A 24869-nucleotide genomic window follows, 5' to 3' on the forward strand; every position below is an offset into this window, starting at 1 on the left:
ATGACTGGTCATGAGATACGAAAAAAGTTTCTGGAATATTTTAAGCAGCACGGACACGTTGTGGTCGGTTCATCGTCACTTGTGCCAGCGGACGACCCCACGCTGCTTTTCACAAACGCTGGAATGAACCAGTTCAAGGATACATTCCTCGGACGTGAAACCAGAAGCTATACCAGAGCCGCCACATGCCAGAAGGTTGTGCGGGCGGGCGGAAAACACAACGACCTTGAAAACGTGGGCGTAACCTCACGTCACCATACATTTTTTGAAATGCTCGGAAACTTCTCTTTCGGCGATTACTTCAAAGAGGATGCAATAAAATTCGGATGGGAGTTCCTTACCAAAGAGATGGGACTGCCCGCCGACAAGATGTTTGTCTCTGTATATAATGATGACGACGAAGCGTTCGCCATCTGGCGCGACGTTATCGGTCTCGATGAAAAAGACATCGAACGCCGCGGCGAAAAGGATAACTTCTGGTCAATGGGCGACACGGGACCCTGCGGTCCCTGTTCGGAGATACACATTGATCAGGGCGAAGGCACCGGCTGCGGACGACCCGAATGTGACCGCAACTGCGACTGCGACAGACACCTTGAGCTGTGGAACCTCGTTTTTATGCAGTTCGACCGCTCCGCAGACGGCAAACTGACACCTCTTCCCAAGCCCAGCATCGACACCGGAATGGGACTTGAGCGTGTTACATCCGTTGTTCAGGGTGTAACAAGCAACTACGAAACCGATCTTTTCAAACCCATACTTGAATATATCTCGGAACTTGCAGGGCATAAATACGGCACAGATACTAAAAAGGATATCTCTGTCAGGGTCATAGCCGACCACAGCCGTTCCACCACTTTCCTTGTTGGTGACGGTGTGCTTCCGGCAAACGACGGACGCGGTTACGTTCTTCGCCGTATAATGCGCCGCGCTATGCGTCACGGTAAAATGCTCGGATTCGAGGGGACGTTCTTCTATAAGGTATGCGAATTCGTAGTGGACTTCATGAAAGGTCACTACATTGAACTTGCAGACAAAAAGCCTTTTATATCTAAGGTTGTCACAAACGAAGAGCAATCTTTCAGCAGAACTCTTGGAATAGGGCTTAAAATAATAGACGAACTTCTCGAAAAGCATAAAGAATACAAGGTCATCAGCGGCGAGGACATCTTCCGTCTGTACGACACATACGGTTTCCCCGTCGACCTGCTCACAGATATTGCCGAGGATGCGGGATACGCACTCGACACGGCAGGATTTGAGCAGGAGATGCAGGCACAGCAGGAACGCGCTAAAAAATCATGGGCGGGAAGCGGCGAAAACAGAGTTGCGGATATCTATATCCAGCTTGCAAGCCGTCTGCATACCGAGTTCACAGGCTATGACAGCCTGAAAGAATCCACTACCGTTCTTTCTATAATTAAGGACGGAGCTGAGGTCAGCAAGACCGAAGGCGAGTGCGACATAGTGCTTGCGAAATCACCCTTCTATGCAGAGGGCGGCGGTCAGACTGGCGACTGCGGATATATCAAAACGGATTCCGCAGTATTCAAAGTGACTAAAACGTCAAAATACGGCGACGGCATGATAGCAATGCACGGTGTTGCTGAACTCGGCGCTATCATAAAAGGTGAAAACGTTACTGCGGAGGTTGACAGACCCTCCAGAAAGGCGACTGAAAAGAACCACACTGCGACCCACCTTCTTCACAAGGCTTTGCAGGAAGTTCTCGGAGATCACGTCCGTCAGGCAGGCTCAATGGTCACGCCGGACAGACTGCGCTTTGACTTTAACCACTATGCACCCGTTTCCCACGAGGAGATTGAGCGCATAGAGGAGAGAGTGAACGCTGTCATTCAGGAAAACGACGAAGTATCAAAAACATATATGAGCAGGGACGAAGCTGTTCATGCCGGTGCGATGGCGCTTTTCGGCGAGAAATACGGCGAAAGGGTGCGCGTTGTCCGTGTTGAGGATTTCAGCATGGAACTTTGCGGCGGATGCCACGTTGACAGAACGGGTGACATCGGCTTCTTTAAGATTGCAAGCGAAGCTTCAGTGGCTTCCGGCGTGCGCAGGATAGAGGCTGTTACGGGAATGAACGCGGTCTCATACGCTCAGAAAACCGACAGCACAGTCAAAGAAGCTGCAAAACTGCTGAAAGCGGCTCCCGACAACGTACTTTCCAGAATAGAAGAGACAATGGACGCTCTGAAAGAGCGCGAGCGCGAGCTTAAAAAACTTGGCGACAAGATAGCTTCCGCTCAGTCAGAGGAACTTCTTGATAATATCATCGACGTTAAAGGCGTGAAACTGCTTGCAGTCACACTTGAGAACGCCGACACAGAGGCGCTGCGCAAGTTCGTGGACACAGCCCGCGACCGTATGAAAAGCGGCGTTGTAGTGGTAGGTTCTGTGAACGATGGAAAAGTGATGTTCGCATGCGGCGTCACAAAAGATACAATGGACAGGGTTAAGGCGGGCGACGTTGTCCGCGAAGTGGCTAAGATTGCTGAAGGTTCAGGCGGCGGAAGACCCGACATGGCGATGGCGGGCGGAAAAAATCCGGCGAAGCTGGGCGAGGCGATTGCCGCTGTACCTGCTGTCGTGGAAAAGCTGATTGGCTGAAATTTGCGAAATATCAGAAATTCAAAAAAAGATATCATCATATAAACGCAGAACTCTGGCGGCGACACCCCGTGTTGCCGCTGTTCTGCTTCTTCTGGTGCCGGAAGGCACACAGTACAATGTAATTCTGACAAAACGGATGCGCAGTCTGGAACACCACGGCGGAGAGGTTTCTTTTCCCGGCGGAAGTGTGGAAAACGGCGAAAGCCTGTGCAGTGCTGCACTGCGTGAAACCTGCGAAGAGATAGGTATCTGCGGTGAATCGGTAAAACTGCTCGGCGCGCTGGACGACGAGATGTCCCGCTGGGGACACAGGGTAACGCCCTTCGTAGGTGTCGGAGGCGGCACGGATTTCAGGATACAGCAGACAGAGGTTGACAGGATATACAACGTACCGCTGACACATTTTGCTTTCAGACAGACCTACTGGACGGAAAAATGGTTTCGCGGACGGGAATCCCGCACTGTTCACTTTTTCCGCTGGCAGAACGATATAGTTTGGGGGCTTACGGCTCTTATACTTGATAAATTTGTACATATTTTATCACAAGAATAATGTTGGCAAAGAGATTGATTCGGTCTATTATGTTAAATACAGCGGAACACGGGAGGAAAGTGTGAAAGCAGAATACATAAATCCCTTCATAGCATGTACCATCAACGTATTTGAAACCATGACAGGACTTAAGCCGGTCAAGGGCGACCTATACATTAAATCTGATGAGAACCTGCATTATGACGTTTCCGCCGTTATCGGTATTGTCGGCGACGTAGTGGGATATGTTTCGGTCAGTATGCCCGAGGCGCTGGCAACGAAGGTTGCATCCATCTTCCTGATGGAAGAGAAAGAAGAGGTGGACACGGACGTAGGCGACGCCATCGGCGAGCTTATCAACATGATAGCCGGCAGTACGAAAAAAATGTTCACCGATAAAGGTCACAGATTCAGCATTTCCGTTCCGAACGTTGTTGTGGGCAAGGGTCACACTATACAAAGACCTGCGCACATCATCTGCGTCGGTGTCAAATTTAAACTGGAAAATACCACTTTTGTCATTGAGATAGCACTTAAAGACAAAAACTGATATCATTCAGTACCAAATTATTTCTTTTAAAAGGGTTGACTGCGCAGAAAACAGGAGGAATCCATGATCAATCCGTCTTTATTCAACTGCGTAACAAGAACAGATTTTGGTCAGAACCGCTTATCAATGCTGACAAAAAGACACGAAAACATTTTTTCAAAGTACAAAAACGACAACATCCTCTTTTACAATTTTGCCGGACTGATGATAAACCATATGCCGGCTAATTTCCTCAGTTTCCTCTCCGACGAAGACCTCGACGGTTTTTTTCTTTATCTTTTTAAGATTTTCGACGGACGGAAAAAGAAAAAACTTTCCGTTGTAGCAGAGGCTCTTGAGACAAAGCCATTTTTCGTGGGAAATTTCAGTCTCGTTTCGATAATAACCGACGACAGACCCTTCCTTTACGACAGTGTCTGGGCATATTTTCAGGAGAACGAGACCAAAGAACTTTTTATACTCCATCCTATTTTCAGCACAGAAAGGGACAAACAGGGCAATCTGACAAAAGTTTCCGAGACTGCCATCGGCTCTAAGAACGAGTCGTTCTTTCTGATATTCCTTGAGCATATGGAAGTGCCGCAGCTTAAGAACATAACGAAGAATCTCTCGTCCGTTTATGAGTGTGTGATGGCGGCTGTGGACGATTTCCACCGCATGACGGAGCTTATGCACAACCTCGCCAGCGAACTGCGCGAGAGCGAACCGGAGGTTTCAAGGTTCATACACTGGCTTTTACAGGATAATTTCATCTGGCAGGGCGCCAGGGTTATAAACATAAAGACCGAAGACGCGTCTATGACGAACACTGATATCGGTATATGCACTCTGTCGGCAGAACAGCCCGATGCGAAAGCTCTTTTGTCTGTCATTGAAGGTGGAAAGCTGAACTATGTGGACGGGCATCCCGTTGTGGTTGACATCTCACTTGAAAGATCGAAGGTGAAGACACGCGGATATCTGAACAGGCTGATGTTTGTTGACAGACACGAGAAGTTCGTGCGTGTGGTCGAGGTGTTCGGAAAGTTCACATACAAAGGGCGCAGATGCCCTCCTCATGAGATACCCATCGTACGCGACAAGATAAAACAGGCTCTTGACCATTTCAATTTCGTTCACGGTTCCCACGATTACAAATGGGTTCGCTCCCTCATCGACGATTTCCCTAAGATAGAGCTTTTCAATTTCAACACCAGACTTACCATAGAGACCCTTGAGCTTATCCTCACCATGCAGGGTTCGGAACAGATACGTATATGTTACAGGGATTTCAGACCTCTGAACAATTTATTCTTTTTCATCGCTCTGCCTTTTGAAAAATATTCGACGGAACTTGTCGCAGATCTGCGTGAGTTTCTGGCGGAATTTTTCGATGCGGAGCTTCTGGACACAAGCGTGCGAGAAGACGAGCATAAACGCTATTACATGCATTTCCATCTGTTTCTGCGCGATACGGAAACCCTCATAAAGATTGACGACAACCTGCTTAAGAACAGAATACTCTCCATGCTGCGAACATGGGATGCCAACCTCTACGACCTTCTGCACGACAGGCTGGATTCGCCGGATATAGACAGGGTCTACGCCAGATACGTCAGTGCGTTCAATGATGTCTACAGATCGCGAAACAGTCCGGAGGCGGGCTTCGCGGATATTATGTCACTTGAGAGGCTGGAAGGCGTCAAGGCACGCATCTATGCCGAGAATGGACGGGCGATTCTAAAGATATATGCGCAGTCAAGGTTCCTTCTGACCCAGCTCATGCCGGTTCTGGACAACATCGGGCTTAAGGTTTACGAGGAGGACACTTTCAGGCTTCAGCTTGAGGACGGCGAGCGCTACATAAACGCGGTGTATCTTGCGGATATCGAATATCCGGAAGAGTTCTGCGATATGTATAAGGAAAATGTGCCTCAGCTTATGGTTCATGTGTTAAGCGGCACGGCGGAGAACGACAGGCTGAACGGGCTTGCCGTCACGTCTTCACTGAAATACCGCCAGATAGCGGTTCTGCGTGCGCTTCGCAACTTTATCAGACAGATTGATACCAGCTTCACGCTGATAACCCTTACAAACGCTTTTACAAACAATCCCGACATTGCCGGACTTATCGTGCGGCTGTTCGAGGCGAAATTTGATCCTTCGGTAAAAAAGGCGGACATTGACGGCATCATACAGATGATAATGCCCATGATAGACAGGGTTGTTTCCGCAGCGGAGGACAAGGCTCTGAGGGACTGTGTTCAGGTTCTGGGCGGCATGGTGCGCACGAACTATTATTGTGCGCCGGAACGTCCGTATATTTCGTTCAAGGTCAGAAGCCGCGAACTGGATATCATACCCGAACCGCGTCCGCTGTTCGAGATTTTCGTACACTCTGCACAGATGGACGGAATACATCTGCGCGGCGGAAAGGTTGCCCGCGGCGGTCTGCGTTTTTCCGACAGACCGGATGATTACCGCACGGAGATTCTGGGACTGGTCAAGACCCAGATGGTTAAGAACGCTGTAATCGTCCCCGTCGGGTCGAAGGGCGGCTTTATCGTCAAGACCAGATACAAAGATAAAACTCAGGATAAAGATAACGTAATTGCTCAATATAAAAACTATATACGCGCTCTGCTGGATGTTACGGACAACATAAAAAACGGCAAGGTCGTTCATCCCGACAATGTTAAGATATATGACGAGAAAGACCCGTATCTCGTTGTTGCGGCAGATAAAGGAACGGCTGCGTTCAGCGATATCGCGAACTCCGTTTCGGTTGAGCGCGGATTCTGGCTGGGCGACGCTTTCGCGTCGGGCGGCAGTGTCGGCTATGACCACAAAAAAGTGGGTATCACAGCCAAGGGCGCATGGGAATGTGTAAAACGTCACTTCCGCGAGACGGGCAAGGACATACAGAAAGAGGAATTCACCGTATTCGGTATAGGTGATATGGGCGGCGACGTGTTTGGTAACGGTATGCTTCTGTCAAAGAAGATACTTTTACAGGCGGCGTTCAATCATATGCATATCTTCCTCGACCCCGCACCTGATGCGGAGAAGAGTTTTGCCGAACGCAAAAGACTGTTCGCCGTAGGACCTGCGGGTTCGTGGGCGGACTATGACAGAACGATAATTTCAGAAGGCGGCGGCATCTTTGAACGCTCCGCCAAAAAGATAGAGCTTTCACAGCAGGTGCGCGCGATGCTGGACACCGATAAGCAGTACCTTTCAGGCGAAGAGCTTATCGGATTTATCCTGCGGATGCGTGCGGAACTGATGTGGAACGGCGGCATAGGCACCTATGTCAGAGCCACTTCCGAGACCAACGCGCAGGTCGGCGACCCTGCGAACGATTCGGTGAGGATAACATCACACGAGCTCCGCGCGGTAGTTGTCGGCGAGGGCGGAAACCTCGGGTTCACGCAGAAGGCGCGCATTGAGTATGCAGAAAACGGCGGAAAGATAAACACCGATGCGCTGGACAACTCCGCAGGCGTGGATATGTCCGACCACGAGGTAAACCTCAAAATAATGTTCTCCAAACTGATGAAAGACGGGGACATGAAGGATTTTGCCGAGCGCAACAGATACATCAAAAAGCTCACCTCACAGGTTGAGGCGCTGGTTCTGCGGGACAACTACCTGCAATCGGGCTGTATCAGCATGGCACAGCGCGGGTACGAATCCAGCCCTGTTATTTACAGGGAGTTCGCCAAACACTTAAGAGATAGGAAGCTTCTGGATTTCAACATTGAGAAGATAGAGTTTGTCGATGGCGACAAAGCTCCCACAAGACCGGAACTGTGCGTTCTGCTCGCCTATTCAAAAATATTCCTTTACGGCGAGATAGAGCAGGGGCTTGACGTTAACGACGAGCTGGTAAAACGCGAATATATGAGCTATTACCCGGCGGACATGCAGGCGCAGTACGGCGAAAAGCTGTACGACCATATTCTGCGCCGTGAGATAGCCGCGACAGTTATCATAAACAGGCTCATAAACCGCACGGGTCCCGTGTTCTTCTATGAACTGTACAAGAACAACAATATAGATTTCAGCCGCCTTGTAAATGCGTACATGCTGGCGGAGGACGCTCTTGAGCTTAAGAGCATCCGCCTTGAGCTTGAATCTTTTGACGGCAAAGCGGAAACCGAATCTGTTTATACTGCCATGAGCGAACTTGAAAAGACGATGAAGGTTGCAACCGTCTGGATAGCCGACGAAGCCAGAGCGCAGAGAGTCAGGGAGCGCAGAGAAGAATTCGGCGAGATAGTGAGGCTTATCCCAAGACATCTTTCCGCAGGACTGAAAGAGAACCACGACGCAATGTGTGCGGAACTGATTGAAGGCGGCATACCCTCGTCACTCGCAAAACGCATTGCGGCGGTTCGCTATGCAAAGGCGGCGTTCGATATTTTCGACATCCATGTGAAGACCGGGCGAGCCGTAAGAGATATACTTTCCGCATATTACGAAGCGGATTCAGTTTTTTCAATTACGGAACTGACAAGCGGAATAAAATCGGTTAAGATACGAACCGAATGGGAGCGGGTGAACATGGAAAGCCTTGTGAACCGCCTCAAACAGATACAGAAAATGACAGCCGTTTTTCTCTGTGACAAGGGAAGGGCGGGGCTGAACGGGCTTAAAGCTTCCGAAAGGACGTTCTTTGAGAACTATAATGCATTTCTGATGTCTGTGAGAAGCAGGGACATAGACAGCCTTGTTCCGTACAACGTTGTTGCGGATATGTTCTCACGCCTTGCGGAGAAGTTCGGAGAAAACTGATGATAAACAAAAAACTGATTTGTACGATTATACTTTTTATATTCTGTTTCGGAGGTTATGCTTTGGCGAATGAAACAGCAAAGCTGGATAATAACTTAACGCTTATTTACAAGTACATCCCGGGGGTTAAGGTCGTTTCGGTGCAGACATGGATGAGAACCGGATCTGTTAACGAAACTGCCGAAGAGAGCGGGATTTCACATTTTCTTGAGCATATGGTGTTCAAAGGAACGAAAAAATATAAACCGGGTGAGATAGACACAGTTGTCGAGGGCAAGGGCGGTGTTATGAATGCCGCCACCAGCAAGGATTATACCTTCTATTACATCAACATCCCCTCATATAACGCGGAAGTAGCTTTTGACACCATAAGCGAAATGGTGTTCCGCGCATCGTTCATTCCCGACGAGATAGAAAAGGAAAAACCTGTCGTGGTTCAGGAAATAAAGATGGGCAAAGATCGTCCCACATCCGGTATGTGGGAGGAGTTTTCAAAGGTAATGTTTCAGGACACTCCCTATGAAAGGGAGATAATCGGAACGGAAGACACCGTAAATTCCTTTACCCATGATATGCTTTTGGATTACTACAACAGATACTATCACCCCGACAATATGACCCTCGTTGTTGTCGGTGATATCTCATATGACGAAGTGCTGAAACTCGCAAAAAAATACTACAGCGATAAGCGCAGTGTCAAAGCGGGCAAAAGATATGACAAGGACGGGCTTACAAAGATAGCCAAGCCTGTTGAGCTGTCAGTTAAAAAGGATATCAATCAGGAATACGGAATCTTAGCTTATCCCGCAGAGGGCATATCCCGGATAGATATATTTGCGATGGAGGTTCTGGGCGAGATACTTTCCGGCGGCGAATTCTCTGTTCTGAACCAGAAATTCAGATATGACAACGATCTGGCTAACAGCATAAATGGCGGTTATTACGGTTTGAAACACAGAGGCACCTTCCTTTTCACATACAACTGTCAGATAGGGAAGGGCGACGCTGTTAAAGCTGAAATAATTAAAACTGTCAAAGATATAGATAAGTATATCACCGAAGAGAATATTGAAAAGGCAAAGAACAGACTGAAAAGCCAGACTATGTTCCAGCGGGAGAAAACGTCAAGCGAGGCAAACGACATCGGATATTCATATACAGTGGAAAAACCTTCATATTATGATAATTTTGTTGAAAATATTAATAAAACAGATAAGCTTAGTATTGAGAAAGCCATTAAAACTATTTTTAAGTCGGAGTATGTTTGGGTCAGAACCATGCCCGACGGAAGAAGTGAGCAGCCATGAATATTTCCGACCTAATACCTGTCAAACGGGGCGGGTTTCCGGAAACCGTGTGCGAGGCACTGGAATCCGGTTTATCAGACAGTTACCGTATATTTAACCTCTACGGACACAAGGGAACCGGCAGAACTTATTTCGCCGATTTTCTTAAAAACGAACTTAATCATGAAACCTATCTGGTCATGTATATGGACGCGCAGAAGAGTTGCGCCTGCTATCCTGAGCAGGGGCTTATAGAACTCAGAGACTGCGTTGCCGGAGAAACTGCGGATTTTTTCGCGGTATTCGACATATCCGTACTCGTGCGCAGTGAGAAGATAAACGGAAAGCTGAAGACAGAAGCGGAGTGCTTTTTTCAGAACAACTCTCCCATGATGTCAGAGGTGATCTCTAAGGCTCCTTCAAAGTATAACTTCACAAGAAGCATGTATGACGAAGTAGGTAAAAGCTTTTCCGATGAATGGTTTAACAATGAGGTTCGCCCGAACGTCATAAACATGTTCAAAGAGGCGAACCACATGAACTGGCAGATATGTCTGGACTGTTTTGCGGCTTGCCTTAAAAAGATAAAAGAAAAAGCGGGGCTTCTCCCCGTGATCATCATAGACAATGCAGAAAACCTTTACCCCGCCTTCGACGGCGGAATGAGCTGGGTTACCAAGCTTGTTGAAAAGGCGGACTGTTCAACTATCATCTATATCTCCGAAGAACCGCTTCCGCAGGAGCGCTACGGTTATATTTCGCAGGAAATTCAGGCAGAACCTTTCACGCGCATGGAATCAGACGAATTCTGTAAAAAGAACGGACTGGAAAGGGAATCCATGTCGGAACTCATATTTGAGAATACCGACGGACACCCGGCGCTGACAGCTTTCAGTCTTGAAACGTATAAGCTGATAAAGACCAACGAAGGACACGAACCGGGACCGGAGGTTTTTGAAAGCGATCCGCAGAGCATCGTTCACATGAATCTCAGCAGTCTGAAAACCGATGAGTCAACCATGGCAAAGCTTTTAGGCTGTTGCCGCCTCTTCGATGAAGGACTTTTCAAGGCCGTTGCAGGCGAATTCACATCGGTGGCTGACAAACATGATCTGTTCAGTGCTTTCATCTCCCGCAGTTTTGTTAGCAGTATTGGCGGCGGGTTTTACTGTCTCCATCCTCTCTTCTCCATGCACAGCCACTCGGTTCTGGATTCAGACCTGATAGAGAACGTCAACTACTCAATCTACCGCTATCACATCGGTGCGGCTGAGAGCAATTGCGATTATAAAGATTTGACATATCACATAAAAGAATCTGTTTATCACGCCATGAACGTTATGGAGATCGACGGTTTTGTCGAATGGTTTTCGTCCCTTGAAAAGAAATTTTTCAGTGTCGAGTTTTTTAACTTCTGGCTTGATATGCTGGAAATGGCGAAACAGCACATAGCCGGCATCCTTGGGGATACGCACCCGCAGATAGCCGTTTATTTTGATAAGCTGGCGTTCATGTATCTGAAATCCGGCAGGCAGCTTTCCGCCGAAAAGGTACTTCAGGAAAGACTCTCTGCAGCAGAGGAAAAATCCGGCAAAAACTCTGCCGATGTAGTACCTTACATGAATAAGCTTGCAAACTTCTACATAGACACCGGCGACTTTTCAGCCGCTGAAGCCATAATGAAGAAAGGACTTGAGATCCGCGAGAAGTTCCACGGCAAAAAAAGCCCTGATTATGCGGACAGTATGCTGAAACTGGGCAAGCTGTACCATATTGCCGGAGACAGGGAAAACGCCCTGAAGAACCTGAACGAAGCGGAAGAAATATACGATAAAACTATGGATGTCAAAGACATTGCACGCCTTGAGGCGGACGAGGTCATGGCATCAATTTACAGCGCTGCAGGGCAGATAGCCAAAGCCGCGCTGATATACCATAAGCTGACGACTGTCAGAAATGAAAAGATGGGACCAACGAGCAAAGAGGCAGTGAAGAGCCTTGGCGACTATGCCCAGATTGTTTTCAAAAACGGCAACTCCCGCAAGGCAGTCAAACTTTATGAAGACCTTATAACCAAGACCAAAAAGATATACGGCGAAAACAGCCGCATGGCAGCCGCCGTCGCAAACGACCTTGCCGTTGCATACCAGAAGGTCAAAGACTATGAAAAATCCGAGAGTATGCACACGGAAGCTCTGAACATCAAACACAGCATATACGGCGCAAACCACCCCAGCACCGCAGTTTCATATACGAACTTCGGTCAGCTTAAATATGCCATGGGCGATCTGCGCAACGCGGAACCTTACTATTTCAAAGCTCTCCAGATATACGAAACAGTGTTCGGCACGCACCACGAAAAAACAGCCGTGGGGCTTAACAACATGGGGTTCATAACATCCCGTATGGGGCAGTTCGAGCGTGCGCAGGAATACTATGAAAAGGCGCTTGAAATCAAAAAAGAGATAGGCGGCGAAAGGAGTATCTCCGCAGCCGCAGCAATGAATAACCTCGGTGAATTGCTCTACAGAATTGGTAAGAAAGAGGAAGCAAAAGAGTTCCTTTCAAGCGCATATGAGATTTATAAAGAGATAATGGGCGAGGAACACGAATACACCAAGCTGGTGGCAAAGAACCTAGCCGCCGTAAGCTAATTGCTGCTTATATGCAGCACATTACTGTGTCAGGTTTTCCTCGGAACTGCTCACATAGTTGTTCGTATGCTCGCAGGCCCTCTCCTGCAAAATCTTCCTTGTACTGTTTGCATCTAAACAGCAAGTCTGAAACCAGTCTTCTTTCCAGACTATGAATGCATTTATTAACAACAAAAAACCCGCTCGGCTGAGCGGGTTTTATTATTTGCGGTTTTAAGCAGTTATCAGAACTTAACGTCTGTTTCGCTTTCCCAGAGACCGTGGATATTGCAGTATGATGTTGCAATAAGTTTGCCGGGCTGGGTAAGTTTCAGCTTGAAAGTTGAGCAGGGGTCAGCGTGTGCGGGTCCCTGATTTGCGCCTGCAACAGCTTCACCGTGCGCCATGTATTCAAACCTTGCAACGTTGATAAGGTTGCCTGTTTCCGGTTTGAAGTAAACTGATATCCAGTTGATAAAGTGCTCTGTTGTGTTGGGGTGGGCGATCTCCTTACCCACGGAAACTTCAACTGTGAAAGCTTCGCCTGAAACTATTTTTTCGGGCAGAACAATAACAGGAACGTGCTTTTCTGATTTGTAATCTGCTGATTTAACAAGTTCTCCGATAGCCATTTCGTCCTCCTGATTGCTTTTGTTTGATCTGATACTTAGTGTATAACACAAGTTTCATATTAAATCAAACTAAAAAAGTCTGATTCAAAATATTTTTTGCTAAAAATTATCTATAAGCTCTAAACGGTGAAATACTCCGCAGATGCATTATGTATAATTATAGCACATGTTGAGTATTCCGGTACCATTTCATAATTTTCTGTAAGTTTGACGTCAATATCTTTGAATCCCAGAAAGCCGTCAAGCTGGGCGTTCTGCGCAAGATCGGGACATGCGGGGTAGCCGAAGCTATATCTGCGCCCCTGATATTTAAGCGAGATCACGCCGTGTGCTGATTTCGCATCCTGCCCGTCTATGCCAAGCTCCGCGCGTATCTGTTTGTGGAAATATTCTGCCAGTGCCTCGGTCAGTTCCGTGAAGAACCCGTGATACTGGTAGTATTCCTTATATTCGTGTGAGTTGAAAAGCTCTTTACAGAGGTGTTCAGCCTTCTGTCCTGCTGTGACGATGTGGAAAGCGACCACATCCTTCTTACCGGAAGTTACCGGAAGGAAATAGTCGGACAGGCATACGCCGTTCTCTATGTTTTGTCTGGGGAACTCGAAAACGGAGAGTATTTCGTCCGTATCACCTTTGTAAACTATGAGTTTTTCACCGTCGCTGTTACAGTTATAGAACCCGCAGATTGCTGAAAGTTCAGCAAGTTTTTCAGCTTTGACCCTTGCGACAGTCTTTTCATATTCGGGATAAACAGTCTCTTTCAGCATAGCGGAATATTCATCCTCCGCCATGTTTTTGCGGCTGTAGCCCCATCTGTGGTTGAAGAGCGCAAGTTTGTTCATATACTCAAGCACTGTGTCTATGTCGATGTTCTTAAACACTTTTGTGCCGATGAAAGGAGCCTGCGGAATATTATCGGTTATTTCAGGTTTTTTAATTTTAACAGCTTTCGGCTTTGCTTCTTTCATGGGTTTGTTGGGAGCTTTTGCGTCGCTTTCGCCACCGCCCAGTACCTTGAGTGCGTCAAAGGCATCGCGGCAGTAATGCACATGTCCGGGCATGATGGGTTTGCAGTCCTGCTCAACGAATTTTTCCGTGAGTGCCGCGCCGCCAAGAAGCACCTTTGTGTGGACGTTCTGGCGCATCAGTTCCTCTATGTTCTCTCGCATTATGTTTGTGGATTTAACCAGCAGACCGCTCATGCCGATGGCGTCCGCCTTGACCTCGATGGCTTTCTTTATCATTTCTTCAACAGGCACTTTTATGCCGAGGTTGTGGACGGTAAATCCGTTGTTTGACAATATGATATCCACAAGGTTCTTGCCTATGTCGTGTACGTCGCCCTTAACGGTTGCCAGAACAATTGTTCCGCGTGACTGTGCGTCGCTGCGTTCCATATAGGGTTCAAGCAGACTGACTGCCGCTTTCATCACCTCTGCGGATTGCAGAACGAAAGGCAGAAGCATTTTGCCCGCGCCGAACAGTTCGCCCACTTCCTGCATGGCAGGAAGCATCAGGTCGTTTATCATGTCGATTGGCTTCATGGTCTGGCGCAGTTCGTCAAGAACGGGTTCCAGCCCTGCTTTTTTACCTTTCATTATGTGCTGTTTAAGTGTCTGGTCGGCGGGGAGATTCTGTTTCTCCTCCTGTTTTTCCACGCCCTCTTTGGAGGCGAAATATTCTATGAATGTGTTGAGCGCGCCCTCTTCACCGTTAAGAAGTGCTTTGCAGTGCTTAACGTCCTCCGCGTCTATCATTGATTCGGGGATGACCTTTGACGCGTGTACGATAGCCATGTCCAGTCCAGCCGTAACAGCTTCGTGGAGGAAAACAGAGTTCAGCAGGGGACGGCTTGCCGCAGATAGTCCGAATGATATGTTTGAAAGTCCGAGAACGGTCTTTGTGCCTTTCAGTTCCGCTTTGATGCGTCGTATGGCATTCAGCGTCTCTATTGCCGCCGTAGTGAGGGTTGCGTCGCCGCTGCCTATGGAAAATGTCAGCGGGTCGAATATAAGGTCTTCCGGTTTCAGCCCGTACTGCTCCGTATATACTTTATAAATCCTTTCCGCTATGGCGAATTTCCTGTCGGCAGTCATTGCCATGCCCTCTTCGTCGATGGTGAGCGCTATGACCGCGGACGGGTGCCTTTTGACAATATTGAGTATGCGGTGGAGTTTCTCACCGCCGTCCTCGAAGTTTATAGAGTTTATAACGGGCTTGCCCGCATAGTATTTCAGTGCCGTTTCAACGACGTCAGGCTCGGTTGAATCCACAACCACGGGAGCTGTGAGGGTTTTGTTCAGAAGCAGCATGAACTGCCTCATATCCTCTTTTTCGTTCCTTCCGGCATAGGCAACACAGATGTCTGTGAAATGCGCGCCCGTGTCCTCCTGTTCCTTCGCAACGGAGAGCATGCCCTCAAGGTCGTCTTTCAGCAGGAGTTCGCGGAAAGCCTTGCTGCCGTTTGCGTTTGCCCGCTCGCCTATGAGAGCGGGGGCAGGGGACTGCACTATTGATGTCGAGAAGTAAAGACTGGCACATTCGCCCGCATATTCACCCGCGAGGGGGGCTTTGGGCTTGTTGCGGTCGGCAACGGGGCGAAGCGCCTTTATGTGTTCGGGTGTCGTTCCGCAGCATCCGCCGAGAACTGCAACCGGATATTCTTTTATCAGTCCTTCCATTATCTCTGCCATGCGTTCGGGTGTCATGGAATAGACCATCTTTCCGCCTTTGTTTTCCGGCAGTCCGGCGTTTGGCAGACAGGATATTCTTCCTGCGAAATGTTTTGAAAGCGTTGCAACGGGATTGTGCATCAGGTCGGGACCTGTCGCGCAGTTAAGCCCCAGAGAGAATACGGGATAATCCCTGATGAGCGTTGCAACGGCTGTCAGGTCGCTTCCCATAAGCATGGTTCCGTTCTGCTCTACAGTCACGGAGACCATCACGGGAGCATTTGAGCCGTTGGCTTCTCTGGTTTCAATAACGGCATTCAACGCCGCCTTTATCTGTAAAAGATCCTGACACGTTTCTATTATGAACAGGTCGACACCGCCTTCCAGAAGTGCCTGAGCCTGTTTTCTGTACATTTCAAAAAGCTCGTCATAGGTTATCTGCCCAAGACTGGGAAGTCTCGTCCCTGGACCTATAGAACCTGCTACAAACCTGCCGTATTTGTCGGCTGCCTGTCGGGCTATCTGCGCGCCTTTGAGGTTCAGCTCGTATGTCATCTCCTCAAGTCCGTATTCGGACATAACAAGCTCTGTTCCGCCGAACGTGTTAGTCTCTATCACGTCTGCACCCGCCTCAAGGTACTGTTCGTGTATCTCGCGGATGATATCCGGCGCGGCAGCGTTCAGCCATTCACTGCACCCCTGTTTTCCCTGCCAGATATCGTCGGTTATTTCGTATTTCTGTATGGACGTACCCATTGCGCCGTCAAATAAGATTATTCTGTTGTCTGCGTATTCTCTGAACATCGGATTCTCCTATATGCCTATAGGTTTTATCCGAAAGAAGCCACTGTGTAAAGGGCGGATGCTGTTTTTTTGTGCAGTTTCCAATAAAATATTGATATTGAAACTGCATAGGGGTAAGATTTTGAACCGAAATATAAAAAGGGAACGGCAAATGCAGGAAAAAAAGAAGATCAGACCCAGAACAATTACAATGACGACATCAATGGAAGTGCCCATCGCAAGAGGCACAGTGGAATATATCGCGGGGATCAATCCGGAAGAGACATGGGCGCCTGTTCTTGGCGAAGATATCGACGAGGACGGACAGAGAGCGCTTGGCAACAAGCATCTTGAGATGATAAGAGAAGCTGAGCAGACTGAAGAATATAAACAGAAGCTCGGCGAATTTATGAAAGAGACAGTGACACTGTTTCAGGCGATTACTAAAGGCGACAAGGAAACTATGAGTCCTTATACCGGCGGTAAAAAGTTCAATTTTGTTCTCGGTATGCCCAGAACAGGCGGAACAACTGTCTATAACGCTCTTTCATCCGCTTACGGCTGGCCATGGGAAAAACTGCTTTTCTCCATGACCCACAACATGATGCCAAACGCACTGTTTGTTCAGCCCAACCCCTATTCAGAGTTTGACATGGGCTGGAGACTTCCGTGGAATTTTAACAACGTGGTTTTTGAGCTTTGCCAGTTCCTTGTCTATGCAAAACGGGAAGCGCCGGACAGCCAGCATGTTTTTATAAAAAGCACACCCCTTTCATACGCAATAAAAATGCTTAACTACCTGTTTGCAGATCAGGCGCAGTATGTCGTGACTGTACGTCACCCCGGCGCCATCGCCCTTACGAAAAACACAGGTGAGGAAGTGAGAAGAGAAGACCATCTGGAAGTTATGTCCATGTGGGCAAACCTTTACTCTTCCATAGTGCGCGAGTGCAGACCCCTCGGCAATATTCTGCTGGTTGAGTACGGTGACAAGATGACTGAGTTTATCAACAGTATTTTCGAGAAGAAGAAATACGGCTCAAGAGCTGAAGAAACCGCCTTTTTCGAGTATGACGAATATGATAAGGATTTCTATAACAGCGACATTGTCCAGAGGTCTTTTGACTACGTCAGAAACTCATGGAAACTTTTCGGAATGGATTTCCCTATCCCTGAGAAATGTATATAAGTTGAGCTGATTTATAAATCAAATGAGACTGCTTCGCCCTTGGCTCGCAGAGACGGAACGCGTCTTCGCGAGGACTGTAAGGACGAAGCGATCTCTTTATCCCGTCTACTTTATTCCGTTGACCCTGAGCAGGCTGTCGTTGTCGGGCTGTCTGCCTGCGAACTGCTCAAAGAGTTCCATCATGTCCATACTTCCGCCGCTGCTGAGAACCGTATCCATGAATTTCTCGCCTGTTTTGCCGTCGAACACCCCGTTATCAACGAAGATGCTGTAAGCGTCGCATGAAAGGCGCTCTGCCCATTTATAGCTGTAATATCCCGCAGCATAACCGCCTGCGAATATGTGACTGAAACCGTGCTGGAATTTATTGTACGCCGGCGGCAGAATTATTGAGGTCTTTTTTCTTATTTCGTCCAGTATCTTCTGCACTTCGTCGGCTGTGTATGCGTCGGCATGGATTGTCATGTCGAATATGCCGAACTCAAGCTGGCGAAGCATCCCAGAAGCCGCCATAAACGTGCGCACTCCGTCCAGCCTGTCTATCATTTCATCAGGCAGAACCTCGCCTGTGCGGTAATGTTTTGCAAACATTTTAAGCACTTCCCTGTTATAAGCGAAAAGTTCAAGGAACTGCGAAGGAAATTCTATTACGTCCCAGTCAACCCCGTTAACGCCGCTGACCTCTGCTTCGTCAACTTTTGAAAACAGATGGTGCAGAGCGTGTCCTGTCTCGTGGAACAGCGTCACAACGTCGCTGTGGCGCAGAAGGGAAGGGTTGTCGGGCGCCGCCTGCGGAAAGTTGCCGCATATCAGACCGGAAGCAAGGACAGTATTGCCGTCCGCATCTTTGTGATGTGTCTGCCATTCGTTCATCCATGCGCCGTCTCTTTTGCCTTTGCGTGCCTCAAGGTCGGTGAACAGCCTTGCGAACACTTTGCCGTCCCTTGACATGTCGTATGCTTTTACGGTTTCGTGCCAGACGGGTACGTCAACCTGTTTGAAACTTACGCCGAAGAGTTTTTTCACGAAGTCGAAAAGACCTTTTACAACGGAATCCTGCTCGAAATACGGGCGGTATTCCTGTTCGTCGTATCCGCATTTGATACGGCGGAGTTTTTCAGAATAAAATCCGGTGTCATAGCTTGCAATATCTTTAAGGTTTGCCAGCTTCTTAAGCTCTTCCATCTCCTTTTTTCCCTGCGCGTATGCTTTTTCGGCAAGGTCAGTGAGAAATTGCAGAACCTCTTCGGGTTTTTTCGCGTTCTTGCGCTCTATGGACAGGTCGGAGAATCTGGAGAACCCCAGTATATTTGCCATCTCCTTGCGGAGTTTCAGAGTTTTTTCGATTATTTCGGCGTTCTGCGGTGCGCGTGTGCAGAATGCGTGATACAGTTTTTCGCGTATTTTGCGGTTGGGACCGTATGCCATATATGCCATATAGCTTGGCAGTTTCAGAGTGAAACACCATCCCTTTTCACATTCAGCCGTCTTCAGGTCGGGTGCCGGTATGCCCTCCACGTCTTTGGGGTCTTCAATGAGGAGTTCAAAGGAATCGGAATCTTTCAGCACGTTCTGAGAAAAGTCGGTGGAAAGATTTGTCAGTTCAAGGTTAATCTCCATGAGCCTTGCTTTCTGCTCATCGGGCAGGTGTACGCCAGAGAGTCTGAAGCCTTTCAGCATTTTTTCAAGCACTTTCACCTGAGCCGGTTTTAACGTTTCTTTTTCAGCTTCAAAAATGTCCAGAACCGCTTCATAGATATCGGTGCGCTGTCCCAGCTCCGTGCCGTATCTGGTTATTTCCGGCATGCAGTAGTTGTATACGTCCTGAGTCTGTTCGGAGTTGTTGACATAGTTGACATGGGACACGGGAGTGATGAACTCATTTATCAGCATGTCGGTCTCCATCATCGGGCGGATGAAGTTCATGTATGTTTTTGCGGAATCCGTAAAAGTTCTTCAATGGTCTGTTTGTTTGTTTTCAGTATATTATCAAGCTCGGTTTTCGCATTTTCGAGCTGATCGGGTCTGTAGTTTTTAAACATAATTTCTCCTCTTGATTTGATAATGGCTTTAGAATACATATAATATCGGGAGGCAGGATTGGAAAGGATAAACTGCCGTAAATGCATACATTTTTATGTGACATGGGATAAACAGTTTCCCTACGGATGTAGGGCGCTGGGGTTTAAAACCCAGACGATGCCGTCTGTTCGGGTGTTTCAGACATCGGGAATGGACTGTTTGCAGTTCAAAGAGAAGAAATTCAATAAAGAATAACGGGTTCCTTGACCAGCATGCTGTCGTCTTTGACTTTTATGGCGCCTTCCAGAGAGAGTATCTTGAGGCATTTCGTCACAGATTCCCTTGATGCGCCTATCATGTTTGAAAGCTCCTGATGGGTGTACTTTCTGATGGTGTAAAATCCGTTCACCGGATCCTGTTCGTCTTTAACGCTGTCCAGCAGAAACTTCATTATACGTTCCTTAACATTCAGAAACGCCAGTGATTCTATGAGTTCGTCGGCTTTTCTTAAGCGTTCGGTAAGAGTTTCCAGAAGATAGAGCGTTACGTTGAAATCTTTTTGCAGAAGCTCGTTAAGGGCTTTTCTGGGGATGAGAACGATTTCTGAAAGTTCGTCAGCGATGAGTGTTCCGGTGCGTCCAAGCCCGTCTATCATGCTCATTTCGCCCACAACACCGCAGGGGAAAATCACCGAAAGGATGATTTCATCTCCGTTGCCGTCAACAAGCACGACGCGGAAACTGCCGGATATCACCACATAAAGGTCTGTTCCTACGTCACCTTTGTGGAACACAACTTCGTCTTTTGCGAACTTTTTTATTTTGCAGAAGCTTGCCAGCCTCTCAAGGTCGTTTTTTTCAGTGGTTTCAAAAATTGCCGCTTTAGCGATCTGTTCAGCAAGATTCACGCCGTCCTCCGGTCAAAGATGAAAGTAATCCATATTTTGTTATAGATCAAAATTGAGCTACCGTACACCATCTTTTTTTATTATATCGAACAATTCGCGTACAAGTTCAGTTTCCGCTACTTTTTTTATAGCTTCGCCTTTTTTAAAAATAATGCCCTGTCCGCGTCCTCCGGCTATGCCGTAGTCAGCATGTTTCGCTTCGCCGGGACCGTTCACCGGGCATCCCATAACGGCGATGCTTATGGTGTCGTTTAAGGCGGCGGCGGTCTCTTCCACCTCTTTCGCCAGCGCCTCAAGCTGTATTTCCGTGCGCCCGCAGGTGGGGCATGAGATTATTTCGGGTCCGCGCCTGCGTATCTCCAGAGCGTTTAAAAGCTGCCATGCGACGCGCACTTCCTGTTCAGGGTCGCCTGTGAGCGAAACCCGCATTGTGTCGCCTATGCCGTTTAAGAGCAGTGCGCCTATCCCAGCGGCTGATTTGACAGTTCCCGCGAAGAAGGTTCCCGCTTCCGTGACTCCTATGTGCAGAGGATAATCCGACTGTTCCGAGAAAAGTTTATACGCCTGAAACGTCAGCGGAACACTGCTCGCTTTCAGGCTGACCTTCATATCGTTAAAGCCCATGTCCTCTATCATGCGTATGTTTCTGAACGCCGATTTGACAAGCGCTTCGGCTGTTATGCCGTGTTCTTTCAGAATATCTTTTTCAAGTGATCCGGCGTTAACGCCAACCCGAATCGCGGAGCCGTTAGCCTTTGCCGCGTCCACAACCGCACGCACCTTTTCCGGCGAGCCGATGTTTCCGGGATTGATGCGTATTGCGTCCGCCCCGTGTTCCATGGAAGCGATGGCAAGTTTATGGTCAAAGTGGATGTCCGCTATTATAGGTATGTTCACAGCGTCGCGTATGGCGCGGAAAGCCTTTGCCGCTGCTTCGTCAACGACAGCGCAGCGCACTATCTCGCATCCTGCCGTTTCAAGCCTTTTTATCTGGGATATGGTGGCTTCCGCATCCCTTGTGTCGGTGTTGGTCATGGACTGCACCGATACCGGTGCGCCGCCGCCAACGGCAACGTTTCCTATATGTATCTGTCTGGTGTTTCTTCTTGTGATCATTTCAGTTTTTCCAGTTCGGAAGTTATTATTGCCATTATTTTTTCAAGCTCCGCTTTATTGACCGCCTCGTAGCGTGTAACAAGCAGAGGCTCCGTGTTGCTTGCCCGCACCAGCGCCCAGCCCTTTTCAAACTGCACCCTGATACCGTCTATATCCGTTATGCTTTTTGTACCGTAAGTACCGTTTTTCAGGTATTCTCCGAAGACTTCGGCAAGTTTTTCAATCAGCGCGAATTTCTTATCGTCAGGATAGGCTTCCCGTATCTCCGGCGTGTTGACATATTCCGGTATCTCCGCCGTCATATCCGCCGAATTGCGGAATCTGCCGCTTTTAAGCCCGTTCACATATGCCCGTAAAAGCCTCAGAGAGGCGTATATCCCGTCGTCAAATCCGAAATAGCCGTCGGAGAAGAAGAAGTGTGAACTCATCTCCCCGCCTATGACCGCGCCTACCTCTTTCATTTTCATTTTTATCATGGAATGACCCGATTTGTACATAACGGGTTCCATCCCTTTCGCCGCTATGAACTCGTAAAGTCCCTGTCCGGCTTTAACGTCCGCGACTATCTTACGCCCTCTGTTTTCGGCTGCTATGTCGTCTGCGAAGATACAGAGCAGTTCGTCTCCCCATATCATTTCGCCGTTACAGTTGAGCGCGCCGAGCCTGTCGGAATCGCCGTCGTAACTTACGCACAGATCAGCTTTTTCTTTCAGCAGAAGTGCTTTTGCTTCTGCCAGATTTTTTTCTACAGTAGGGTCGGGGTGGTGTCCGGGAAAACTGCCGTCCTCCGTGCAGTAAAGCGGAAGCACTTTAACACCCAAATATTCAAAGAGCCGGGGAGCGATTGTGGATGCCGTGCCGCTTCCGCAGTCTATGACAACCTTTATCTCCCTGCCAAGTTTTTCTATGTCCCTTTTCAATACTGCAAAAGATTCCTGAATATATCCGATGTATGCTGTTTTTATGTCAAAATGAGTTTTTTTGCCCTGTCTGTCAGGGTTAGGAAAATTGCCTGCCGCGATGTCTTCATAGATGCGCATTATCTTTTCCGAGTGGTATACGGTGTTCTTCGTTCCGACCTTTAATCCGTTGAACTGCGGCGGGTTGTGGCTGCCTGTCACCATAACGTAGCCATCCGCAGGAGTGCAGTACATTGAGAAATAGGTGAGTGGTGAAGGGCAGATTCCAAGCATTTGGACATCTGCTCCGCCTTCTTTCAGCCCGAGACAAACGGCGTTTGCCAGAGATTCGGATGAAAATCTGACATCTCTGCCTACTGAAATAAGCGGGTGATTTTTACCCGTCTCCTGACGCGTATGTTCCGCAAACACCCGTGCGGCGCTTCTGGCAACAGAATCCGTTAATTTCTCTCCGTAAATTCCCCGTATATCATAGCTTCTGAAAATTTCTTTAATCTGTAACATTATTGACCTGCGGAAAATCTTTGTGGTATAATCTACACATGAAAAAAATAGCATGTTTTATTAATGATAGCAACCTCTTGGAGAGAGTTAAGGAATTTTGCGCATTGGAAAGGTTTCAGGACGAGATAATCTGCGACCCTTCCCAGTTTGTCTATGACGTTGCAACAGTGCTTTATATCACAGATGATTCCGAAGCTCTCGCACCGGATGGTATTAAAGATATAAAAGTATGCTATGTCGGAGAGGAAAGACCGAAAGATGCGAAAATGTTCTTTATGCCTTCGGATTTTAAATTCATCCATATGCGTCTTCTGGTGGATGCGGTTATCCACAACGGATGTTTTGAACCCAGCATCGCTTCCGTTCTGCCGGAATTTCTGCATCAGTCTTTCAGGATAAAGAACGACATTTTTAACGTTGAGCGCATAGTTTATGCTCTTACAAAGGACTTTGTGTATTTCCTTAATTTTCAGTCGCTTGAAAAGGTGCGGGTGGGGCTTGCGGAGATGCTTACAAACGCCATCGAGCATGGCAATCTCGGCATCACGGGCGAAGAGAAGATGCATGCCACAGAGAACGGTACCTATTACGACCTTGTCAGCACCAGAATGAACGATTTCTACTACATGTCCAGACATGCCACTTTCACATATTATGTTGACGCGCTGGGATTGAAAATGAGCCTTGAGGACGAAGGCGAAGGATTCAACGTTAACAGCCTTCCTGACCCCACAGATCCAGAAAGCCTGTTGAAACTCCACGGGCGCGGGATACTCATCACCAGAATGTACTTTGACGAAGTGAAATATAACGACAAAGGGAATCTTGTTTCCCTTTCAAAGAGGTTCTGATGCTCTATCTTCTCGGCACCAGAGGCACACTGCCTGTTTCAGGACAGAAGTTCGTGAAATACGGGGGAAATACCACCTGTCTCATGGCTCCGGTGGACGAGAAGACCTGTCTGATATTTGATGGCGGCACAGGAATCATGAGCCTTAATAAATACGATAATTTCGAGGAATTTCACATATTCCTGTCACATCTGCATTGGGATCATATTGTTGGTGTTCCAATCTTTCAGGCATTTTATAACTCCAAAAAAAAGATTAACATCTATCTTGAGAATAAAGAGACATTGCACTCCACTGATATTCTGGATGTGCTGTTCAATCCGCCTTTTTTTCCGGTTCCGAAGTCAAAACTGAGAGCCGATATAAAGCTGAACCTCATTGAAGGGGGCGACCAGTTCAAATTCGGCAATATTCAGGTTCATTCAGCAGACGGCAACCATCCCGACGGTGCGCTTATGTATAAGATAGTGTTTCCATCTAAGAGTATACTTTATACATCAGACTATGAACACGGAACGACTGTAGACGATTTTCTCATAGAGTTCGCGTACGGCTGTGATTATATGATTTACGATACAACCTACTTTCCGGAAGAGTATGCAGGTGTAAACGGGCAGTCCGGTAAGGTCGGCTGGGGACATTCAACATATCTTCAGGGTATCGAGTTTGCCAAGAAAGCTAACGTGAAAAATCTGGTCATGGCGCACCATAATCCTGATTACGACGATATTATGCTGGACGAAATGCAGATATTGGCGAGACGATTGTTTCCGAATTCGGTAGCCGCTTACGACGGCATGATCCTCTGAAATTGCTGTTGATATGCTTCGCATAACCGCGTCAGTTTACTTTCACTCGCAACACA

Annotated in this window: 16 protein-coding genes; 10 read left to right on the forward strand and 6 right to left on the reverse strand. The window is 47.9% G+C overall.

The window, feature by feature from the left end:
• The 6 genes from alaS to LRY47_RS02365 all read left to right on the forward strand — a co-directional run bounded on the left by alaS (position 1) and on the right by LRY47_RS02365 (position 12429).
• A complete protein-coding gene (alaS, locus tag LRY47_RS02340; RefSeq protein ID WP_295222231.1) occupies positions 1-2628 on the forward strand; it encodes an alanine--tRNA ligase in 2628 nt (875 codons plus the stop codon).
• Positions 2621-3184 carry a CoA pyrophosphatase gene (locus tag LRY47_RS02345; protein ID WP_295222233.1) on the forward strand — a complete coding sequence of 188 codons (564 nt, stop codon included), beginning with the start codon at positions 2621-2623 and terminating at the stop codon, positions 3182-3184. Before alaS ends, LRY47_RS02345 begins: the two co-directional genes overlap by 8 nt.
• 61 nt (positions 3185-3245) lie before the next feature.
• Entirely contained in the window at positions 3246-3713 is a 468-nt protein-coding gene (locus LRY47_RS02350) for a chemotaxis protein CheX (RefSeq protein WP_295222234.1), read from the forward strand.
• A gap of 63 nt (positions 3714-3776) precedes the next feature.
• A complete protein-coding gene (locus LRY47_RS02355; protein WP_295222235.1) occupies positions 3777-8489 on the forward strand; it encodes an NAD-glutamate dehydrogenase domain-containing protein in 4713 nt (1570 codons plus the stop codon).
• Between the two features lie 62 nt (positions 8490-8551).
• Complete coding sequence (locus LRY47_RS02360; protein WP_295222237.1) at positions 8552-9796, forward strand: pitrilysin family protein; 1245 nt, start codon at positions 8552-8554, stop codon at positions 9794-9796.
• Positions 9793-12429 carry a tetratricopeptide repeat protein gene (locus LRY47_RS02365; RefSeq protein WP_295222239.1) on the forward strand — a complete coding sequence of 879 codons (2637 nt, stop codon included), beginning with the start codon at positions 9793-9795 and terminating at the stop codon, positions 12427-12429. Before LRY47_RS02360 ends, LRY47_RS02365 begins: the two co-directional genes overlap by 4 nt.
• Positions 12430-12653: 224 nt before the next feature.
• Here the strand turns inward: LRY47_RS02365 and LRY47_RS02370 are convergent, their stop codons facing one another.
• Both LRY47_RS02370 and LRY47_RS02375 read right to left on the reverse strand, forming a co-directional pair.
• The gene (locus LRY47_RS02370) at positions 12654-13040 is read right to left on the reverse strand and encodes a class II SORL domain-containing protein (RefSeq protein ID WP_295222241.1); all 387 of its coding nucleotides are present in this window, start codon (positions 13038-13040) and stop codon (positions 12654-12656) included.
• Between the two features lie 119 nt (positions 13041-13159).
• Positions 13160-16516 (reverse strand): homocysteine S-methyltransferase family protein, encoded by a 3357-nt coding sequence (locus tag LRY47_RS02375; protein ID WP_295222244.1) that lies wholly within the window; start codon positions 16514-16516, stop codon positions 13160-13162.
• A gap of 151 nt (positions 16517-16667) precedes the next feature.
• On the opposite strand from LRY47_RS02375, the gene LRY47_RS02380 reads away from it, so the two are divergent.
• Positions 16668-17684: a sulfotransferase gene (locus LRY47_RS02380; RefSeq protein WP_295222247.1), complete on the forward strand. Its 1017-nt coding sequence runs from the start codon at positions 16668-16670 to the stop codon at positions 17682-17684.
• 105 nt (positions 17685-17789) lie between these two features.
• Here the strand turns inward: LRY47_RS02380 and LRY47_RS02385 are convergent, their stop codons facing one another.
• Positions 17790-19610 (reverse strand): M3 family metallopeptidase, encoded by a 1821-nt coding sequence (locus LRY47_RS02385; RefSeq protein WP_295222248.1) that lies wholly within the window; start codon positions 19608-19610, stop codon positions 17790-17792.
• A 174-nt stretch (positions 19611-19784) separates the two neighbouring features.
• Between LRY47_RS02385 and LRY47_RS02390 the strand changes: the two genes are divergently transcribed.
• On the forward strand, positions 19785-19961 hold the full coding sequence (locus tag LRY47_RS02390) for a uracil-DNA glycosylase (RefSeq protein WP_295222251.1): 177 nt from the start codon (positions 19785-19787) through the stop codon (positions 19959-19961).
• On the opposite strand, the gene LRY47_RS02395 is transcribed toward LRY47_RS02390, so the two are convergent.
• Genes LRY47_RS02395 through LRY47_RS02405 form a run of 3 tightly spaced genes read right to left on the reverse strand, consistent with a single transcriptional unit; the run spans position 19948 to position 23153 of the window.
• On the reverse strand, positions 19948-20613 hold the full coding sequence (locus tag LRY47_RS02395; RefSeq protein WP_295222252.1) for a Crp/Fnr family transcriptional regulator: 666 nt from the start codon (positions 20611-20613) through the stop codon (positions 19948-19950). The two genes, LRY47_RS02390 and LRY47_RS02395, sit on opposite strands and share 14 nt — an antisense overlap.
• Before the next feature lie 57 nt (positions 20614-20670).
• Positions 20671-21729: a flavodoxin-dependent (E)-4-hydroxy-3-methylbut-2-enyl-diphosphate synthase gene (ispG, locus tag LRY47_RS02400; protein WP_295222254.1), complete on the reverse strand. Its 1059-nt coding sequence runs from the start codon at positions 21727-21729 to the stop codon at positions 20671-20673.
• Complete coding sequence (locus LRY47_RS02405) at positions 21726-23153, reverse strand: phosphomannomutase/phosphoglucomutase (RefSeq protein WP_295222255.1); 1428 nt, start codon at positions 23151-23153, stop codon at positions 21726-21728. The genes ispG and LRY47_RS02405 overlap by 4 nt, the downstream gene beginning before the upstream one ends.
• A 104-nt stretch (positions 23154-23257) precedes the next feature.
• Between LRY47_RS02405 and LRY47_RS02410 the strand changes: the two genes are divergently transcribed.
• Both LRY47_RS02410 and LRY47_RS02415 read left to right on the forward strand, forming a co-directional pair.
• Positions 23258-24004, forward strand: a complete 747-nt coding sequence (locus LRY47_RS02410; protein ID WP_295222256.1) for an ATP-binding protein — start codon at positions 23258-23260, stop codon at positions 24002-24004.
• Entirely contained in the window at positions 24004-24813 is an 810-nt protein-coding gene (locus LRY47_RS02415; RefSeq protein ID WP_295222258.1) for an MBL fold metallo-hydrolase, read from the forward strand. Before LRY47_RS02410 ends, LRY47_RS02415 begins: the two co-directional genes overlap by 1 nt.
• Positions 24814-24869 lie beyond the last annotated feature (56 nt).

Source organism: Seleniivibrio sp. (genome assembly GCF_021209385.1).
Lineage (GTDB): Bacteria > Chrysiogenota > Deferribacteres > Deferribacterales > Geovibrionaceae > Seleniivibrio.

Bases quoted from the DNA above. Each gene is read 5' to 3' on its own strand.
- LRY47_RS02355 (WP_295222235.1), top strand. From the start codon at position 3,777: ATGATCAATCCGTCTTTATTCAACTGCGTAACAAGAACAGATTTTGGT.
- LRY47_RS02385 (WP_295222248.1), bottom strand. From the start codon at position 19,610: ATGAACTTCATCCGCCCGATGATGGAGACCGACATGCTGATAAATGAG.
- LRY47_RS02380 (WP_295222247.1), top strand. From the start codon at position 16,668: ATGCAGGAAAAAAAGAAGATCAGACCCAGAACAATTACAATGACGACA.
- alaS (WP_295222231.1), top strand. From the start codon at position 1: ATGACTGGTCATGAGATACGAAAAAAGTTTCTGGAATATTTTAAGCAG.
- LRY47_RS02375 (WP_295222244.1), bottom strand. From the start codon at position 16,516: ATGTTCAGAGAATACGCAGACAACAGAATAATCTTATTTGACGGCGCA.
- LRY47_RS02405 (WP_295222255.1), bottom strand. From the start codon at position 23,153: ATGTTACAGATTAAAGAAATTTTCAGAAGCTATGATATACGGGGAATT.
- LRY47_RS02370 (WP_295222241.1), bottom strand. From the start codon at position 13,040: ATGGCTATCGGAGAACTTGTTAAATCAGCAGATTACAAATCAGAAAAG.
- ispG (WP_295222254.1), bottom strand. From the start codon at position 21,729: ATGATCACAAGAAGAAACACCAGACAGATACATATAGGAAACGTTGCC.
- LRY47_RS02365 (WP_295222239.1), top strand. From the start codon at position 9,793: ATGAATATTTCCGACCTAATACCTGTCAAACGGGGCGGGTTTCCGGAA.
- LRY47_RS02415 (WP_295222258.1), top strand. From the start codon at position 24,004: ATGCTCTATCTTCTCGGCACCAGAGGCACACTGCCTGTTTCAGGACAG.